This window comes from Arthrobacter sp. E1SS-5 (genome assembly GCF_057073715.1).
The window spans coordinates 1,450,366-1,468,613 of record NZ_CP172703.1; the positions used below are offsets into that span (position 1 = coordinate 1,450,366).

Here is an 18,248-nt window from a genome sequence, read left to right on the forward strand (position 1 = left end):
CCCCAAGTTCGCCCTGAACCTGAATGGTAGTTTTGGTGGCGTGGACTGTGCGGCTGCACATTTCCGCAATAAACGGAAGCAGTATCGACCCATGAAACCAGTAAGGCGGAACCGATGAGCGGACGTCACAGCGGGCGTACCAGCCCGGGATTGCGTATCACTGCGCTGCCCGGAACGGCAAGACTCCTTTTCCGGTTGGCCCCCCGCCAGCTCAACGACGAGATCGCCTTCGCCAAGATCGAACTCAAGCGCAAGGGTATCCAGGTGGGGGTGGCCGCCGCCTTCTTCGCGGTGGCGCTCCTCTTCCTGGCGTTTCTGGTGGTTGGCCTGATCGTCGCGGCGATCATGGGCCTGGCCACCATCATGCCCGCCTGGCTGGCAGCCCTCCTGGTCTCCGCAGCCTTCCTGCTGATAGCGCTCATCGGCGGACTGGTTGGCCTTGCGAGGTTCAAGAAGGCCATGCCGCTGATGCCCGAGGAAACCATCCGTGGCATCAGGCACGATATCGGCGTTGCCCGGGAAGGCTCCGCCTTCAACCCGGCCATCCTGGATCCGGAGAGTCCGGAGGCGAAGGCTGCGAAGGCGGCCAAGGCCGAGGCCGCTGCCAAGGCAAAGGCCGAAAAGGAAGCAAAAGCCGCCCGGGAGCAGCAGGAGTTCCCGCACGCTTCCGAACCCGAGCTTGCGCGCCGCCTGAGCCAGCGGAGGCACCACCTCACCGAGGTCCGCGACGACCTCGGTACCGAGCTGGACCTCAAGACCCAGGCCCGGTACCTGCTGGCCGCCGCGCAGGTCAAGGCGCGCGAAGGCCAGGTGCTGGCGCAGCACGGCGTGGACGCAGCGGGCGAACGCTTCGCGGCGTTGTCCGGCTCCGCGGATCTGTCCAGGCGCTGGAAGCCGCTGGCAGCCTTCGTGGCCGCAGGAACGGTCCTGGTGGTCCTCCTCCGCAGGCTGTTCCGTTCCAACTAGGCTGCTGCCGCAACAGCACTGCCCGGTACACAAGGAATTACTGAACAACCGCGCTCCGGCGCAGCAGGAAAGGAGAGGGGACGGGTGAAGTTCATTGGTGCAGGCGCCCGCCCCGGCCGTCCCCAGGTGGACCACGACCTCGTGTTCACCATCCCCAACCTGCTCACCGTGGTGCGGTTCATGGGTGTTCCGCTCTTCATGTGGCTGGTCCTGGCCCAAAAGGAATACGGCGCCGGCGTGATCGTCCTGGCGATCATGGCAGGCACGGACTGGATCGACGGCTATATTGCCCGGCGTTTCGACCAGGCCTCCAAGCTCGGCAGGGTCCTCGACCCCATCGCCGACCGGCTGGCCCTGCTGGCCGTGGCGGCCACCTTGGTGATTGCCGGGGTCGTGCATTGGCTCTACCTGGCGGCGCTGGTCGTACCGGACGCCGTGCTCCTGGCCCTGACGCTCTTTTTCTTCCACGGCCATCCGGACCTCCCCGTCAGCGTGGTGGGCAAGGTGCGGACCGGGCTGCTGCTCCTGGGCACCCCGCTGCTGGTGCTCTCCCGCCTGGATACCGGCGCTTCGGACCAGCTCTTTGTTGCCGCCTGGGTGGTGTTGGGCTTGGGCCTGATCGGCCACTGGATTGCCGCCTACAACTACTTCTGGGCCATCCTGCGAAAGGGCAGGGAACTGAAACAGCACGACGGCGGGAACGGCTGATGGTGTGGGTTGCCGTCGGCCTGGCGGTGCTTGGCGCTTTCTGCCTCGCCCTGGGTGCCCAGCGCCAGGGCAGCGCGGTTAAAGCCGACACCGGCGGGCTTGCCCTGAGTTCCAACGGCTTCCTGCGCTTGCTTCGCAATCCCCGGTGGATGTTCGGGCTCCTGCTGCTCTGCACCGGGATGGCCATGAACGCCGTGGCCCTGGTGTCCGCACCACTCACGGTGATCCAGCCCATCGGCGCCATCGCCCTGGTGATCACCACGGTGGTCAACGCCCGCGACCAGGACCTGACCATCAACCGCGCCACAGCCGTCTCCATCGCCGCCTGCGTCACCGGCTCGGCACTCTTTGTCCTCCTGGCGGTCAACGTCACCCAGGAAAGTCACCATGTCAGCCCGGAGGACGAGCTCACCATCGTGCTGCTGCTGGCCCTGGCCGTGGGGCTGTTCGGCACGCTGGCTGTGACGTTCAAGCACCGGATGAACGCGTTCATCTACATCCTGGGCGCCGGCATCCTCTTCGGCTTCGTGGCGGTCCTCACCCGGATCATCGGAAAGCACCTGCTGGACCCCAACGGCCTCTTCCTGCTCAATGTCCAGTGGTACTCGGTGGTGGCGATAATCGCGGCCGGCGGCCTGGGCTCGTGGTTCGTGCAAAGCGCGTACTCGACGGGGCCGCCGGACCTGGTCATCGCCGGGCTCACCGTGATCGACCCCATGGTGGGTATTGCCATCGGCATCATCATCCTGGGCGAACTGCGTCCCGACGTCCATGCGGTTATGGCAATTGCGATGGGAACGGCTGCGTGCCTTGCTATCGTTGGGGTTATCGCCCTTTCCCGGCACCACCCGGAGGTCACCAAGCGCAAGAAGGACGCGCGCAAGGCCGCCGGCAGGCCGTCCCACTAGCCCATTTCCTTCCAGACCCAGCAAACCCCACGAGGCCTGAGCCCATGCGCCACCGGCCAACCGTGCTGTCAGTTCCATGCTGTCCGCACCGTGACCATCAGGAGTACTCCCCATGACCACGCCAGCCGACCAGCGTCCCCTGACCATCCTCATCGCCGCCGACACCTATCCGCCGGACGTCAACGGCGCCGCCCAGTTCGGATACCGGCTGGCCAAGGGCATGACCGCCCGGGGCCACAACGTCCACGTCCTGGCATCCCGCTCCAGCAAGGGAAAAAGCTTCACCGAGTTCCGCGCAGAAGCAACCGTGCACCGGCTCCGCTCGCACAAGGCGTTCACCCACGAAAGCTTCCGCCTTTGCTTCCCCTGGGAAATCAAGAAGGAAATCACCCTCCTCTTCGACCGCGTGAAGCCCGACGTCGTGCACATCCAAAGCCATTACATGATTGGCGAGCACGTGCTCTACGAGGCCGTGAAGCGCGGCGTCCGGATCATCGCCACCAACCACTTCATGCCCGAAAACCTCAACCCCTTCCTGCCGTTCCCGCAATGGTTCAAGGACATCATTGGGCGGGTCTCCTGGAAGGACATGGGCAAGGTCATGGGCCAGGCGGACGTGGTGACAACCCCCACGCCGCTTGCCGCCCGGGCAATGCACGAGCACGCGTTCCTGCGGAAGGTGCTCCCGTTGTCCAACGGCATCGATTCCGCCGCCTATGAGCTGCAGCCCGGAGAGCACATCGAGCCGCATGCCCACCCCACCGTCCTGTTCGCCGGGCGGCTTGCGGAGGAAAAGCATGTGGACGTGCTCATCGAGGCCATCGGCAAGACGCCGCCCGAGCTGAACGTTCATCTGGAGATCGTGGGCGGGGGAGAGGTACGCCCTGCCCTGGAGGAACTGGTGCGGCGGCTGGGACTCACAAGCCGGGTAAAGTTCCTGGGCCTTGCCAGCGACGAAGACCTGCGCAAGGCCTACATCCAGGCTGACCTGTTCTGCATGCCCGGAACGGCTGAGCTGCAGTCCCTGGTCACCCTGGAAGCCATGTCCGCCTCCACCCCCGTGGTCCTGGCCGACGCCATGGCCCTGCCGCACCTGGTGCGCGACGGCGAGAACGGCTACCTTTTCACGCCCAACGACAGTGACGACCTCGCAAAGAAGATCACCCAGGTCCTGGAGCTCCCCAAGGACCAGCAGCGCGCCATGGGCCGGGCCAGCCGCCAGATGGTGGAACCGCACAGCATCCAGGGAACGCTGCAGACCTTCGAGGACCTGTACCGCGGTGCTACCTACGAGGACAAGGTGGTCTGAACCCGTTCCCGGGTTTGCTAGAGTGTTTTTGCCCTGCCGGGGCGTGGTGTTCCACGACGTATCTGCAGGGATTGGGGGCTATAGCTCAGCTGGTTAGAGCGCGGGACTCATAATCCTAAGGTCCTCGGTTCAAGTCCGAGTAGCCCTACCGAACAGCAGAAAGAACCGCGGCCGACAGTTTTCGTCGGCCGCGGTTCTTCTTGGTTAACCCGGAGCCCTGCGGTAAGTTACTGCCCAGTAACATTCCGTACGCGGTTCCGCGGCACGGTCAGCGCTGATCACCAAAGAAGGTACCCATGGCAACCTCCGCAGCCGAGTCCCACGAGCTTCCCTACGCCGACGGCGACTTCTTCGCCTTCGAGCAGCTTCTGTCCGGCAAGGAACAGGACAGGCTCGCCGAGGTCCGCGACTTCCTGGTGCGCGAGGTCAAGCCCCTTGCGGTGGACTTCTGGAACCGCGGGGAGTTCCCCATGGACCTGGTGCCAAAGTGTGCAGCCCTGGACCTGGTCAGCCCGGTCCGGCGGCAGGGATACTCCAACCTCTTCGCCGGGATGCTGCACGCGGAGGTCACCCGCGCGGACGCGTCGATCGCCACTTTCCTCGGGGTGCACGACGGGCTCTTCACCGGATCCATCGAGCTGCTGGCATCCCAGGAGCAGAAAGACGAGTGGCTGCCCGACATCTACGCCCTGAAAAAGATCGGCGCCTTCGGCCTGACCGAGCCGCTGGGCGGCAGCGACGTGGCCGGCGGGACCCGCACCACGGCGCGCCGGGACGGCGGCAACTGGATCCTCAACGGGGCCAAGCGGTGGATCGGCAACGCCACCTTCTCTGACTGGGTAGTCATCTACGCCCGCGATGTTGCCGACAACCAGGTCAAGGGCTTCCTGGTGGACACCACGCTCGATGGATTCAGCGCCACGAAGATCGAAAACAAGATCTCCCTGCGCACCGTCCAGAATGCCGACATCGTCCTGACGGACGTAGTGGTCCCGGACCACTTCAAACTGGCCAACGCCAACAGCTTCCGCGACGTCAACAAGGTGCTCAAGGCCACGCGGCTGTCCGTTGCCTGGCAGGCCGTTGGGCTCCAGATGGCCGCGTTCGATGTTGCCCGCCGCTATGCCGTGGAGCGGCACCAGTTCGGCCGGCCGCTTGCCTCCTTCCAGCTCATCCAGGACCAGCTGGTCCGGATCCTGGGCAATACCGTCAGCTCCATGGGCATGATGGTCCGCCTCTCCCAACTGGAGGACGAAGGCGCAGCCAAGGACGAACAGTCCGCCCTGGCCAAGGCCTTCGCCACCGGACGCATGCGGGACAGCGTGGCCCTTGGCCGCAGCATCCTGGGTGGCAACGGCATCGTGACCGACTACGGGATGGCCAAGATCTTCGCCGATGCCGAAGCCATCTACTCGTACGAGGGCACCGCCGAGATCAACACCCTGGTGACGGGCCGGGCCATCACCGGCATCTCAGCCATCGTCTAACCGGCCGCCTTCCAGCCAGCCACCTTCCATTCAGTCGTCGGCCGGCCCCTGCGCGCGCTATGGAGGCAGCATCATTCGGGCCGGGCGGGCCTATGGCGGCCCGGGCAGTGGAAGCAGGATGGACGGGCGAAGGTTCAGGACGAACTGCAGGGGATTGACGTAGTTTTCTCCTTCCCGCACTCCCCAGTGCAGGCACTGTGCCCCCGGGCAATGGCCCGGGAGGGCAGTTCCGATCACCTGGCCGGCCGCCACGGTGGACCCCGCCACCAGCGTGCTCTCCACCGGTTCGAAACTGCTGCGCAGCCCGCCGCCATGGTCGATGGTGATCACGGGACGGTCCACCACCACGCCCACGAAACTGACCGTTCCGGCCGCCGGTGACACAACCTGTGCTCCTGCCGTGAAATCCAGGTCTACGCCGCGGTGCCCGCTGAGCCACGGCTTGGGCGGGGGATCGAAGCCCCGCAGCACCCGCGGACGCGGCGCCAGCGGCCAGCGCCAGGAGGGCCTGGCAGCCACCCCGGCGGCCGCCGTCGTCCTCTCCTGCTGGATGGTGCTGGACTGGGCCCGGAAGGGCTGCGCGCCGGCTGCGGTGTACTGGAAGGCCGGGCCGGGGGAGGCCACGGACGCCGGAAGCAGCAGGAGTGCGGCCAGGAGGACTGGTGGTTTCATCCCACCAGCCTGCCCGGCTGGGCCCGGAGCGGGCAGGGCCGGTTCCGGCTATGTGGACAACGCCTCCGGCGGGTGCTTTCCTGTCCGGCGGCCGGGGGTGCCTGTAGTACACTTGATGGAGCAGTTTGCTGCGCCCTCAACGCTTCCCGTCCCAGTGGTCCACCCCCGCGGTGTATCACCCTGTCCGGATTGCGTCGGCACATCTCATTCAGGAGTGTGGGGGAGCGGCGGCTGACTACGCGCATCCAGCCCTCCGGCAGGCGACGCCCCGGCGTTCGTCCATGGAGGACCGCACTTCCTGCGGTCAGGCTTTTGTTCCTGATGGGAAGAACGGTGGATGCCAGGAGCACGGCCCAACCGGGCCACGCTAATCAACCGTCAACTATTGGCAGGGTAAGAAGCCTCCGGGTTTTCTCATGAATGACCTGCCGGAAAATAAGGAGCGCCGGAATGCCCGTCGTAACCATGCGCCAGCTGCTTGACAGCGGCGTCCACTTTGGACACCAGACCCGCCGTTGGAACCCGAAGATGAAGCGCTTCATCTTCACCGAGCGCAACGGCATCTACATCATCGACCTGCAGCAGTCGCTGTCCTACATCGACCGCGCCTACGAGTTCGTCAAGGCCACTGTTGCCCACGGCGGCACCGTGCTCTTCGTCGGCACCAAGAAGCAGGCCCAGGAAGCAATTGCCGAGCAGGCAACCCGCGTGGGCCAGCCCTACGTCAACCAGCGCTGGCTCGGCGGTATGCTGACCAACTTCCAGACGGTTGCCAAGCGCATCCAGCGCATGAAGGAACTCGAAGAGATCGACTTCGACGACGTCGCCGGTTCCGCTTACACCAAGAAGGAACTGCTGCTCCTCAAGCGCGAGCTCACCAAGCTGGAGTCCAACCTGGGCGGTATCCGCAACCTGACCAAGGCACCGTCCGTGCTGTGGGTTGTCGACACCAAGAAGGAACACCTCGCCGTTGACGAGGCCAAGAAGCTGAACATCCCGGTTGTGGCCATCCTGGACACCAACTGCGATCCCGACGAAGTTGATTTCCCGATCCCGGGCAACGACGACGCCATCCGCTCCGTGAACCTCCTGACCCGCGTTGTTGCCGACGCCGTCGCTGAGGGCCTGATCGCCCGCAACAACCGCGGCACCGGCACCACCGAGGCTCCGGAAGAGCCGCTGGCAGAGTGGGAGCGCGAGCTCCTCGAAGGCAGCAAGGCAGAAGCCGCCGCCGCTCCGGCCGAGAACGCTGAAGCTCCGGCTGCCGCCGAGGCTCCCGCCGAAGACGCCAAGTAAGACACTCAAATCCGGATTCTCCGTGCTGTCCGCAGCCGGAGCTGCTGACAGGATGGCAGCCCACCCCGTGGGCTGCCGTCCTGTCGGTCCGTACACCACCACACATTTCTAGACAGAGGGGTTCACATGGCGAACTACACTGCCGCGGACATCAAGGCCCTGCGCGAGCGCACCGGCGCCGGCATGATGGACGTCAAGAAGGCTCTTGACGAAGCCAACGGTGACGCCGAGAAGGCCATCGAGATCATCCGCATCAAGGGCCTCAAGGGCGCTACCAAGCGTGAAGGCCGCTCCACCGCTGAGGGCCTCGTGGCCGCCAAGGTCAGCAACGGCGTCGGCGTCATGATCGAGGTCAACTGCGAGACCGACTTCGTTGCCAAGGCTGACAAGTTCATCCAGCTGGCAGACAAGGTCCTGGCCGTCGCCGTCGAGTCCGGCGCTGCCGACCTCGACACCCTGCTGGCCACCGACGTTGACGGCAAGCCGCTGTCCGAGGTCGTCGTCGAAGAAGGCGCCATCCTGGGCGAGAAGGTTGTTGTCCGCCGCATCTCCCGCGTTGAGGGTGCAACGGTCGACGCTTACCTGCACAAGACCTCCAAGGACCTCCCGGCCCAGGTCGGCGTGCTGTTCGCTGTCGATGGTGAAGGCGAAGCCGCTGCTGCCGCCGCCCACGACGTTGCCGTCCACATCGCCGCCATGGCTCCGAACTACCTCACCCGCGAGGACGTTCCGGCCGAGCTCGTTGAGTCGGAGCGCCGCATCGCCGAAGAGACCGCCAAGGCTGAAGGCAAGCCCGAAGCCGCCCTCACCAAGATTGTGGAAGGCCGCGTGACGGGCTTCTACAAGGGTGAGGTCCTGGTTGACCAGGCATTCGCCAAGGACGCCAAGAAGTCCGTGGCACAGGTCCTCGAAGAGGCCGGTGTCAAGGGAACCGCGTTCACGCGCTTCCGCGTCGGCTCCTAGTCGAAACTGCAAGGGGTGGCCACTTCGGTGGCCGCCCCTTTTGCATGCGCCCAAACCACTGGAAGTCCGGTCCATGTGGTGCGCAGCCGGTTCCGACCACCGGATCCGGCAGGATACCCTTTTTTCAGAGTCATCAACGGGAAGGCATCATGGAAGCCGTCAACACTGTCACGCATTCAGAGAAGAGCCGGCGGCGCGTCCTCCTGAAGCTCTCCGGCGAGGTCTTCGGCGGCGGAAAACTGGGTGTCGACCCCGAAACCGTCCGCGACGTTGCCAAGCAGATCGCAGCCGCTGTCCCGCAGGTGGAAGTGGCCATCGTGGTAGGCGGCGGTAACTTCTTCCGCGGCGCCGAACTGTCCCAGAGCGGCATGGACCGCTCCCGGGCCGACTACATGGGCATGCTGGGAACGGTTATGAACTGCCTGGCCCTGCAGGACTTCCTGGAGCAGGCAGGGGTCGAAACCCGCGTGCAGAGCGCCATCACCATGGGGCAGGTGGCCGAAGCCTACATTCCGCGCCGCGCCATCCGGCACATGGAGAAGGGCCGTGTTGTCATCTTCGGCGCCGGCGCCGGCCTGCCGTACTTCTCCACCGACACCGTTGCCGCCCAGCGGGCCCTGGAAGTGCACGCCGACGTGGTCCTCATGGCCAAGAGCGGAGTGGACGCCGTCTACACCGCCGACCCCAAGAAGGACCCCACCGCGGAGCGCCTGGAAACCCTCAGCTACGACGACGCCCTGCGCCGCGACATCCGCGTCATGGACCAGACCGCCATGACCATGTGCAAGGACAACAACCTTTCCATGGTGGTCTTTGGCATGGAGGGCGAAGGCAATGTCACCCGCGCCATCCTTGGCGAAAAGCTGGGCACCCTGGTCACCGCCTAGCTGCGGCTAGGATGATTTCAGGACAGTTCCGTCCCCGCCCTTCCCGGCGGGGACGGAAAACAGCAACCAAGAACCACGTGCGTGCAGATAACCGGCGCCCCGGACCGCACCAGAACCGTCAGGAGAGACCGTGATCGAAGAAACCTTGCTCGAAGCCGAAGAAAAGATGGACAAGGCGGTTGAGGTAGCCAAGGAAGACTTCGCTTCCGTCCGCACCGGCCGCGCCAACCCCGGCCTGTACAACAAGGTCCTGGTGGACTACTACGGTTCACCCACGCCGCTCCAGCAGCTGGCTTCCTTTGCCATCCCGGACGCCCGGACCATCCTGATCACCCCGTTCGACAAGTCCGCCATGCGGGACATCGAGCGTGCCCTGAGTGACTCCGAGGTCGGCGCCAACCCCTCCAACGACGGCAACGTCATCAGGATCACCATTCCTGAGCTGACCAAGGAACGCCGCAAGGAATACGTCAAGATCGTCAAGACCAAGGGCGAGGACGCCAAGATCTCCATCCGCAACATCCGCCGCAAGGCCAAGGAGACGCTGGATCGCCTGGTCAAGGACGGGGAGGCCGGCGAGGACGAGGGAAACCGCGCCGAGAAGGAGCTGGACAGCCTCACCAAGGCCCATGTGGACGGCATCGACGAGCTGCTCAAGCGCAAGGAAGCAGAGCTGCTCGAAGTCTGATGGGCCAGGCAGATCAGGCCCCCACACCCAGGGCGCGCACACGGGGGAAGCAGCCCAGGAGCAACCCGACACCAAAGGCCGGGCGAAACCTGCCCGCCGCCGTCGTGGTGGGGCTTGCCATGCTCATCGCCGTCCTGGGCGGGCTGCTGTTCCTCCCCCTGGTTTTCGTCGCCATCGTCACGGCCTTCGCTGTGTTCGGCGTCTGGGAGATCTACCGGGCGCTGGAAGCCAACGGTACAAGGATGCCCGTTGTTCCGGTCATGACCGGAACCCTTGCCATGCCGTTCGCCGCCTATTTCGGCGGGATCGAGAGCCAGCTCTTTGCCCTCCTCCTCAGCGCCGTGGCGGTCCTGGTGTGGCGGTCCATCGAAAGTGCCGCCGGATCCGCAAACAGCATTTTCGCCGGCGTCTTCACCCTGGGCTGGGTGCCGTTCTTCATCAGCTTCGCCGCCCTGCCGCTGCATGCCGCCGGCACAACACCGCTGGGACTCTGGCCGGGCGGCATGGCCCCCATCGGAGCGTGGGAGATTGCGGTGATGCTGCTGCTGGTGGTCTCCAACGACACCTTCGGCTACCTGGTGGGCGCATCAATCGGCAAGCACCCCATGGCGCCGAAGATCAGCCCCAAGAAATCCTGGGAAGGATTCGCCGGCTCGGTGGCGGGCGCCATGCTGATCGGTATCCTCGCCGCCCTCTTCGTGCTGGATAAGCCGTGGTGGGTCGGCGCTGTGCTGGCCGTGGGAACGGTGGCAGCCTCCACTGCCGGCGACCTCGCTGAATCCATGGTCAAGCGTGAGTTGGGCGTCAAGGACATGAGCAGCATCCTGCCCGGACACGGAGGCGTGATGGACCGGCTGGACTCCATCGTGTTCGCCGCGCCCGTGGCCTTCATCCTGTACGGACTTGTGGCCGGCGCCTAGGTCCCTCCGGCCCGGCGCACCCGGGCATTGACACAAACAGGATCCGGGCCGGCGCACCAGGTCCGGCACCCTAAACTGGTGCGGAAGCACTACGGCTGAAGAGCATTGAAGGAATCGAAGTGGCATTGGACATTCATCGGCAGATACCTGCGTCCTTTGAGCGCGTGCAGCGCACCGAGTACGGCTACAACGCCAAGCAGGTGGACCAGTTCCTCCAGCGGGCACGGGTTTCCCTGGAAACGCCCCAAGCCGCAACCGAGCCCGTTAACAGCTCCGACGTGCGGGCAGTGTCCTTCGATCCCGTCAAGGGCGGCTACTCGGCTGCCGTGGTGGATGCCGCGCTGGACCGGCTTGAGGATGCCTTCGCCCGCCGGGAGCGGGATGAATTGATCGCAGCGCAGGGCGAGGAAGCCTGGCTGCGCGAAATTGGAAACCTGTCCGGCATCCTCCGGGGACGGCTCCACCGGCCGGACGGCGACCGCTTCCGCCGGCCCGGCAAGAAGAAGGGGCGCAGCTACAACACGGACGACGTCGACCGGCTGTGCCACGAGCTCATCGCCTACCTTGAGCAGGACAAGCCGTTGAGCGTGGACAGTGTGCGGCGCGCGGTCTTCCGCCCAGCCGTTGGCCAGGAAGGATACGAGGAATCCCAGGTGGACGCATTCCTGGACCGCGTTGTCGAACTGATGGCAGCCATCGACTGACCCGTCCCTGCCGGAGGCCCTGCACCGTCCGTCAGTCCCCGGAAGGCGGCGTGGGGGACGGCGTGGGGGACAACGGCGTAAAACGGCGCCACACATCGCGGTAGCTCCGGTACCCGCGGACCGCGGACACAGCAAGGAACCCGGCCCCGCACACGGCACCCGTCACCGCCGCCGGCGGGGTGCCGGCGCCCGCCAGTGTCACCAGCAGTCCGGCCAGGATGGCAATCAAGGCAGCGTTCGCTGTCGTCATGAAGATCATGCTGCTGCCCGCCACGTGGCTGAAGCTGCCGCGGTTGCCGAAGAAGTAGTAGGTCTGCACGGAGCCCGCCTTGTCATCGTGGTGGGACGCCATCAAATACGGCTCCACACCGGGATCAAGGTCCACATAGGCGGCCCGCAGCCTGTTCATGGCCGTGACGTACATGAGGTCCTCATGGGCCACGTTGTCCACCCGCAGCTGGGTCAGGAGCCCGATCGCCGCGTCGATGAACAACACCACCACTGCCAGCAGGACGAACGCATCCGAAAACCCGGTCGCCTGGCCCACCAACGCCACGCTGACCACGCTTGCCGAGGTGAAGGTGAGGAACATGCTGATGCGGGTCAGCACCTCCGCCTGTGCCGTGCTGCGTGAAGCCAGCAGGCCCCAGTGTTCCGTGGCGAGCAGCTGTGCCCGCACGGAGGCCGGGACCGCGCTGTCCTGCTGGAAGCCGTGCTGGTGGGACGCGCCGTCCTCGATGGACATGGCGTTATTGTCCTCCCGATCACCGTTCGGTTGCCAGTGGCCGTTCCGGGGTGTGCAGCCGGGTCATGATCCGTGGCATGGTGGCCGGAATCCGGCTGGCGGTGGCCCGTGACACGATGACCATCACGGTGAACGCGGCCGGCACGCTCCAGGCCGCCGGCTGAGCCAGCCAGGCCGGCGTCGGACCCGAACCGGGGAGGGCCCCGGCGATCATTGCCCCGCCGCAGAGCACGCCGCCGGTCACCATCCCGGCAATGGCGCCGGCATCGGTCAGGCCACGCCACCAGATGCCCAGCAGCAGGACCGGGCACACGGTGGAGGCAGTAAACGCGAACACCAGGCCGACGCTGCCGGCCAGTGCCAGGGAACCGGTCATGAAAGCAAAGCCAAGGGGTACGACGGCGGATACGACGGCCGCAAGCCGGAACCCCCGGACGCTGCCGCCCAGGACGTCCTGGCTGATGACGCCGGCCAGGGACACCACCAGGCCTGACGTGGTGGACAGAAAGGCGGCGAAGGCCCCGGCCACCACCAGGGCGGTGAGCAGGTCGCCGGCCACCCCGCCGACGAGTTCGCCCGGCAGCCGCAGGACCATGGCGTCCGGCTGCCCGGACCGGGCGAGGTCCGGGGCGAACATCCGGGCCACCAGGCCATACGCGCTGGGGAAGAGGTAGAACACGGACAGCAGGCCCAGGACGATCAGCGTGGTGCGGCGGGCTGAGTGCCCGTCCGGGTTCGTGTAGAAACGCACCAGCACGTGCGGCAGGCCCAGGGTGCCGAAGAGCAGTGCCACCAGCAGGGAGACGTTCTGGTAGGGCCCGGCCGGCGCCAGGCCCGTGGGGTTGACGGCCGGCGGGGATTGCGGCTCCGCCCCGTTCCCGGCCAGCACGAAGATGATGAACAGGATGGGTACAGCCAGGGCAGTCAGCTTGAGCCAGTACTGGAACGCCTGGACAAAGGTGATGGAGCGCATTCCGCCCGCCACCACCGTCAGGCACACCACCACCACGACAGCCACGGAGCCCACCCAGGAGGGCAGGCCCGTGGCGATATGGATGGTCAGCGCGGCGCCGTGCAGCTGCGGCACGATGTACAGCCACCCCACCATCACCACCACCAGGCTGGTGACCCGCCGGACCGTCCGGGAAGCGAGCCGGGATTCGGTAAAGTCCGGAATGGTGTAGGCCCCCGACCGGCGGAGCGGGGCTGCCACGAAGAGCAGCAGCATCAGGTACCCGGCCGTATAGCCCACAGGGAACCAGAGCGCGTCGGTCCCGGACAACAGGATGAGTCCGGCCACACCCAGGAAGCTGGCGGCGGACAGGTACTCCCCGCCGATCGCCGATGCATTCCACCAGGGCCGCACGGTCCGCGAGGCAACGTAGAAGTCTCCCGTGGTGCGCGATATCCGCAGCCCGTAAAACCCGATGATGGCGGTGGCGAGGGACACCACGGTGACCGCAGTGATGGCGACGCCGGCATTCACCCGTGCATCACTGTTCCCCGGCCAGGTCCCGGTACCGTGCCTCGTTGCGGGCCGCCGTCCTGACGTACAGCCACGCGCTCAGCCCGATCACCGGGTAGATTCCGGCGCCCAGCAGCAGCCAGCCGAAGGGGATGCCGGCGATGCGGGCGTCGGCGAGGCCGGGCACCACCACCAGGATCAGCGGGAACGCGGCAAGGATCAGCAGGAAGCCACCCGCCACCACCAGGGCCAGCCGCAGCTGGGACCGGATCAGCGAGCGGACGAACACCTGTCCAACGTCGGACTCCTGCGCTGCTTCGCGCGACTCCAGGGGCTTGGATGCGCCGCGCACCGGAATGCGGGGCGCTGCGTGCGGGGCCGTGACCCGGACCCGGGTCATGCGTGCGGCCTGATGCGGGTAGCCTCCAGCTTCTCCCGCACGGTGGGCAGATGCCGGCGGCTGATGGGCAGGCCGGCGCCGGCCACCGTCACGCGCGGCCCGTCCGCCGCCAGCTTCATGGAGGAAACATGCTTCAGGGCCACCAGGTAGGAGCGGTGGGTGCGGATGAAACCTGCGTCTGCCCATTGCTGTTCCAGGTCGGCCAGCGGCACCCGGATGAGGTAGCTTGCGTCGGCGGTGTGCAGCCGCGCATAGTCCCCCTGGGCCTGGACGTACGTGACGTCGTCGCGCCGGATCATCCTGGTGGTCCCGCCCTGGTCCACGGTGATCATCTCCGGTGCCGCCCCGCCGTCGCGCAGTTCACTGATCCGCCCCACGGAACGGGCCAGGCGCTCGGAACGCACAGGCTTGAGCAGGTAGTCCACGGCGGCGAGTTCGAAGGCCGCCAGGGCGTGGTCCTCGTCGGCGGTGACAAAGACGACGGCCGGCGGGTTGCTGCTCCGCGCGATGGCGCCGGCAATATCCAGGCCGGACACGGCGGGCATGTGGATATCCAGGAAGACGGCGTCGATGCTGCCGGCGGACAGGGCCGTAAGTGCCTCGGCCCCGGACGTGGCCCGCAGCACCTTTCCAATGCGTTCGTCCCTGCCCAGCAGGAAAGCCAGTTCCTCAACGGCGGGCAGCTCATCATCAACGACGAGGACGTTAATCATTCTCCTAGGGTACTTCCAGCGGGAGGCCGCCCTTACGCATCATGCCCGGGCTGGGACTTGGGCACCCGCATGGTTATCAGGGTTCCCTCGCCCGGCGCCGTTTCCACCACCAGCCCGTGGTCATTGCCGTACACCTGGCGCAGGCGCGCATCCACGTTCCGCAGCCCCACATGGTCCCCGTCGGTGTGGCCCGCCAGGACCGACCGGAGCTGCTCCGGATCCATCCCCACGCCGTCGTCCTCGATGGTGACCTCAGCGAACGCTCCCGCGTCCTCCGCCGTGATGCTGATATGCCCGGGCCCGGCTTTAGCCTCAAGCCCATGCCGCACGGCATTTTCCACCAGCGGCTGGAGGCTGAGGAACGGAATGACGGTGCTGAGCACTTCGGGGGCCACCCGCAGGCTGACCTGGACCCGGTCGCCGAACCGGGCCCGCTCCAGGAGCAGGTAGCGGTCGATGCAGCGCAATTCCTCGGCAAGCGTGGTGAAGTCGCCGTGCCGCCGGAACGAGTAGCGGGTGAAGTCCGCGAACTCCACCACCAGTTCCCGTGCCCGCTCCGGGTCCGTGTTGATGAAGGACGCGATGGCGTTGAGTGAGTTGTAAATGAAGTGCGGGCTGATCTGGGCCCGCAGTGCCCGGACCTCCGCTTCCATAAGCAGCGTGCGGGAGGCGTCCAGTTCGGCCAGTTCCACCTGGACCGCCACCCAGTCCGCCACTTCCCCCGTCGCCCTGACCAGGCCTGCCCCCGCAGAAGGGGCAAAGGCGGCCACGGCACCTACCACCCGGGTGCCCGCCCGGACCGGGGCGATGACGCCGGCAAGGTGGCCGCCGGTTCCTTCCCCTCCCGCAGGGAGCACGGCTGTCCGGCCCGAAGCCAGGACATCCGCGGCGAGGTCCATGAGGCGCGGCTTGATGTCCTCGCCGCCGCCGTCCCAGGCCAGCAGGCCCGAGGTGTCCGTGATCGCCAGGGCGTCGCAGGCAAGCAGGGCGCGGAGCTGGCGGCTGGCCTTGGCGGCTCCGGCGGGGTTCAGGCCGCGCCGCAGGTGCTGCCCGGCCTGCGAGGCCGCGTGCAGCGTGTGGTAGGTGGCGCGTTCGGCATCAGTGCCCAGCTCACGGAAGGAACGGAGCACCTTCAAGCCCACGCCGACGACGACGGCAATGGCCATGGCGATTACCGCCACTGCCGCGGCGGTAAGGAGGGGGGAGTCCGGCATGGTGCCCAGCGTAGCGGCGGGTGCCGTTTGCCGCAGCATCGCGACCGTTGAGCGACGGTGGGGGATGATGTGCTGGAACACGGGCGGGACCGGACGGCAAAGTGATTGGTGTCACATCTGCGGTGCCCCTGCGTGGTCAGGGCCTGCCGCCCGGTGTGTTCCGGCAACTCAATGAGGAGGAACGATGGGTAACGATGCCCATACTCCGGACGCAGCGGCGTCCGTGGACTTTGAACAAGTCCAGTCGACCGGGCAGTTCCAGGAATTGCGCAAGCGTCACCGCAGCTTTGTCTTCCCCATGGCAGTGGCCTTCCTGCTGTGGTACTTCGCCTATGTCCTGCTTGCCGACTACGCGGTGGGATTCATGTCCACCAAGGTCTGGGGCAACATCAACGTCGGCCTGATCCTGGGCCTGCTCCAGTTCGTCTCCACCTTCGCCATCACCGGCTGGTACGTGCACTACTCCAACAAGCGGCTGGATCCCATCGCCTCGGAGATCAGGCACGAGATCGAGGGGCATGAATTCGATAGGAACGGAAACCGAGTGGGCGGAGCCAACAAATGATCGCAATTCCCGCAGCGGTGGACGTCGCCGCCCTCAAGGACACCACCCTGCTGAATATGGGGATCTTCGGCCTGTTCGTAGCCGTGACCATGGTGATCGTGTTCCGTGCCAGCCGCAACAACAAGACCGCCGCCGACTACTACGCCGCAGGACGGTCGTTCACCGGCTCGCAGAACGGCACCGCCATTGCCGGCGACTACCTGTCCGCAGCATCCTTCCTGGGCATCACCGGGGCCATCGCCATCAACGGCTACGACGGGTTCATGTACTCCATCGGCTTCCTGGTGGCCTGGCTGGTGGCGCTGCTGCTGGTTGCTGAACTGCTGCGCAACACCGGCAAGTTCACCATGGCTGACGTGCTGTCCTTCCGGCTGAAGCAGCGCCCGGTCCGGATCGCCGCCGCCATCTCCACCCTCGCCGTGTGCTTCTTCTACCTGCTGGCCCAGATGGCCGGCGCGGGGAGCCTGATTTCCCTGCTGCTGGGCATCAGCGACTGGGGTGGACAGGCCCTGGTGATCATCGTCGTCGGCGCCCTCATGATCATGTACGTCCTGATCGGCGGGATGAAGGGCACCACCTGGGTCCAGATCATCAAGGCCATGCTGCTGATCGCCGGCGCCGCCGTCATGACCCTCTGGGTCCTGGCCATCTACGGCTTCAACCTCTCCGCCCTGCTGGGCGGCGCCGTGGAAACCGCCAACAACCCGGCGGTCCTCAACCCGGGCCTGCAGTACGGCAAGACCGAAACCTCCAAGCTGGACTTCATGTCCCTGGGCCTGGCCCTGGTGCTCGGCACGGCAGCCCTGCCGCACGTCCTGATGCGCTTCTACACCGTCCCCACGGCCAAGGAAGCACGCAAGTCCGTGGTCTGGTCCATCTGGCTGATCGGCCTGTTCTACCTCTTCACCCTGGTGCTTGGATACGGAGCCGCGGCCCTGGTGGGGGCGGACACCATCAAGTCCGCACCCGGCGGAGTCAACGCCGCCGCCCCGCTGCTGGCGTTCCACCTGGGTGGCCCGCTGCTGCTCGGGTTCATCTCGGCGGTCGCGTTCGCCACCATCCTGGCGGTGGTGGCCGGCCTGACCATCACGGCCGCGGCATCCTTTGCCCACGACATCTACGCCAACGTCATTGCCAAGGGCAAGGCCGACGCTGCCACCGAAGTCCGGGTAGCCCGCCGCACCGTGGTGGTGATCGGCATCCTGGCCATCCTGGGCGGCATCTTCGCCAACGGGCAGAACGTGGCCTTCCTGGTGGCGCTCGCCTTCGCCGTCGCGGCATCTGCGAACCTGCCCACCATCATCTACTCGCTGTTCTGGCGGAAGTTCACCACCCAGGGCGCCGTGTGGAGCATGTACGGCGGCCTGGCCTCCGCGATCCTGCTCATCGTGTTCTCCCCGGTGGTCTCGGGATTGAAGACCTCGATGATCCCGGGCGCCAACTTCGCCCTCTTCCCGCTCAGCAACCCGGGCATTGTGTCCATCCCGCTGGCCTTCCTCTTGGGCTGGTTGGGCACCACCCTGGACAAGCGCCGCGAGGATTCCGCCAAGCAGGCCGAAATGGAAGTCCGGTCGCTCACGGGCATCGGAGCCGAAAAGGCGGTGGACCACTAAATAACGCACCACTGCCAACAAGCGC

The 18,248-nt window shown here is 66.2% G+C and carries 19 protein-coding genes and 1 tRNA gene; 14 read left to right on the forward strand and 6 right to left on the reverse strand.

From position 1 onward, the window contains the following. Positions 1-114: 114 nt before the first annotated feature. The 6 genes from ACIGJD_RS06690 to ACIGJD_RS06715 all read left to right on the forward strand — a co-directional run bounded on the left by ACIGJD_RS06690 (position 115) and on the right by ACIGJD_RS06715 (position 5,378). On the forward strand, positions 115-966 hold the full coding sequence (locus ACIGJD_RS06690; RefSeq protein ID WP_483688842.1) for a phage holin family protein: 852 nt from the start codon (positions 115-117) through the stop codon (positions 964-966). Between the two features lie 84 nt (positions 967-1,050). Beyond that, positions 1,051-1,674 (forward strand): CDP-alcohol phosphatidyltransferase family protein, encoded by a 624-nt coding sequence (locus ACIGJD_RS06695; protein WP_483688843.1) that lies wholly within the window; start codon positions 1,051-1,053, stop codon positions 1,672-1,674. Then, positions 1,674-2,582, forward strand: coding sequence for a DMT family transporter (locus ACIGJD_RS06700; protein WP_483688844.1), 909 nt, complete (start codon positions 1,674-1,676; stop codon positions 2,580-2,582). Before ACIGJD_RS06695 ends, ACIGJD_RS06700 begins: the two co-directional genes overlap by 1 nt. Positions 2,583-2,694: 112 nt before the next feature. Further along, positions 2,695-3,891, forward strand: a complete 1,197-nt coding sequence (locus ACIGJD_RS06705; protein ID WP_483688845.1) for a glycosyltransferase — start codon at positions 2,695-2,697, stop codon at positions 3,889-3,891. Positions 3,892-3,965: 74 nt separating this feature from the next. After that, positions 3,966-4,039 (forward strand) — tRNA-Ile (locus tag ACIGJD_RS06710). 148 nt (positions 4,040-4,187) lie between these two features. Continuing rightward, positions 4,188-5,378 (forward strand): acyl-CoA dehydrogenase family protein, encoded by a 1,191-nt coding sequence (locus tag ACIGJD_RS06715; protein WP_483688846.1) that lies wholly within the window; start codon positions 4,188-4,190, stop codon positions 5,376-5,378. Between the two features lie 90 nt (positions 5,379-5,468). Here the strand turns inward: ACIGJD_RS06715 and ACIGJD_RS06720 are convergent, their stop codons facing one another. Further along, a complete protein-coding gene (locus tag ACIGJD_RS06720; protein ID WP_483688847.1) occupies positions 5,469-6,050 on the reverse strand; it encodes a murein hydrolase activator EnvC family protein in 582 nt (193 codons plus the stop codon). A 450-nt stretch (positions 6,051-6,500) separates the two neighbouring features. Between ACIGJD_RS06720 and rpsB the strand changes: the two genes are divergently transcribed. From rpsB to ACIGJD_RS06750, 6 genes are all read left to right on the forward strand, one after another. After that, entirely contained in the window at positions 6,501-7,346 is an 846-nt protein-coding gene (gene rpsB / locus ACIGJD_RS06725; protein WP_142134646.1) for a 30S ribosomal protein S2, read from the forward strand. A 126-nt stretch (positions 7,347-7,472) separates the two neighbouring features. Further along, on the forward strand, positions 7,473-8,309 hold the full coding sequence (tsf, locus tag ACIGJD_RS06730) for a translation elongation factor Ts (protein ID WP_483688848.1): 837 nt from the start codon (positions 7,473-7,475) through the stop codon (positions 8,307-8,309). A gap of 149 nt (positions 8,310-8,458) precedes the next feature. Further along, a complete protein-coding gene (gene pyrH, locus ACIGJD_RS06735; protein ID WP_043452869.1) occupies positions 8,459-9,196 on the forward strand; it encodes a UMP kinase in 738 nt (245 codons plus the stop codon). 130 nt (positions 9,197-9,326) lie between these two features. Next, positions 9,327-9,884, forward strand: a complete 558-nt coding sequence (gene frr, locus ACIGJD_RS06740; RefSeq protein ID WP_043452867.1) for a ribosome recycling factor — start codon at positions 9,327-9,329, stop codon at positions 9,882-9,884. Continuing rightward, positions 9,884-10,804 (forward strand): phosphatidate cytidylyltransferase, encoded by a 921-nt coding sequence (locus ACIGJD_RS06745; protein WP_483688849.1) that lies wholly within the window; start codon positions 9,884-9,886, stop codon positions 10,802-10,804. Before frr ends, ACIGJD_RS06745 begins: the two co-directional genes overlap by 1 nt. Before the next feature lie 119 nt (positions 10,805-10,923). Further along, positions 10,924-11,508 (forward strand): DivIVA domain-containing protein, encoded by a 585-nt coding sequence (locus ACIGJD_RS06750; RefSeq protein ID WP_483688850.1) that lies wholly within the window; start codon positions 10,924-10,926, stop codon positions 11,506-11,508. A 31-nt stretch (positions 11,509-11,539) separates the two neighbouring features. On the opposite strand, the gene ACIGJD_RS06755 is transcribed toward ACIGJD_RS06750, so the two are convergent. The 5 genes from ACIGJD_RS06755 to ACIGJD_RS06775 are packed head-to-tail and all read right to left on the reverse strand — an operon-like array spanning position 11,540 to position 16,045. After that, on the reverse strand, positions 11,540-12,253 hold the full coding sequence (locus ACIGJD_RS06755; RefSeq protein ID WP_483688851.1) for a hypothetical protein: 714 nt from the start codon (positions 12,251-12,253) through the stop codon (positions 11,540-11,542). Positions 12,254-12,272: 19 nt separating this feature from the next. Beyond that, positions 12,273-13,739, reverse strand: coding sequence for a sodium/solute symporter (locus ACIGJD_RS06760; protein WP_483688852.1), 1,467 nt, complete (start codon positions 13,737-13,739; stop codon positions 12,273-12,275). 7 nt (positions 13,740-13,746) lie between these two features. Beyond that, positions 13,747-14,118 carry a DUF485 domain-containing protein gene (locus ACIGJD_RS06765; protein WP_483688853.1) on the reverse strand — a complete coding sequence of 124 codons (372 nt, stop codon included), beginning with the start codon at positions 14,116-14,118 and terminating at the stop codon, positions 13,747-13,749. After that, on the reverse strand, positions 14,115-14,831 hold the full coding sequence (locus ACIGJD_RS06770; protein ID WP_483688854.1) for a LytR/AlgR family response regulator transcription factor: 717 nt from the start codon (positions 14,829-14,831) through the stop codon (positions 14,115-14,117). The genes ACIGJD_RS06765 and ACIGJD_RS06770 overlap by 4 nt, the downstream gene beginning before the upstream one ends. 32 nt (positions 14,832-14,863) lie before the next feature. Next, positions 14,864-16,045 (reverse strand): sensor histidine kinase, encoded by a 1,182-nt coding sequence (locus ACIGJD_RS06775; protein WP_483688855.1) that lies wholly within the window; start codon positions 16,043-16,045, stop codon positions 14,864-14,866. A 184-nt stretch (positions 16,046-16,229) separates the two neighbouring features. On the opposite strand from ACIGJD_RS06775, the gene ACIGJD_RS06780 reads away from it, so the two are divergent. Both ACIGJD_RS06780 and ACIGJD_RS06785 read left to right on the forward strand, forming a co-directional pair. Continuing rightward, positions 16,230-16,610, forward strand: a complete 381-nt coding sequence (locus ACIGJD_RS06780; protein WP_483688856.1) for a DUF485 domain-containing protein — start codon at positions 16,230-16,232, stop codon at positions 16,608-16,610. Beyond that, positions 16,607-18,223: a solute symporter family protein gene (locus ACIGJD_RS06785; RefSeq protein WP_483688857.1), complete on the forward strand. Its 1,617-nt coding sequence runs from the start codon at positions 16,607-16,609 to the stop codon at positions 18,221-18,223. The genes ACIGJD_RS06780 and ACIGJD_RS06785 overlap by 4 nt, the downstream gene beginning before the upstream one ends. The last annotated feature ends 25 nt before the right edge of the window (positions 18,224-18,248 follow it).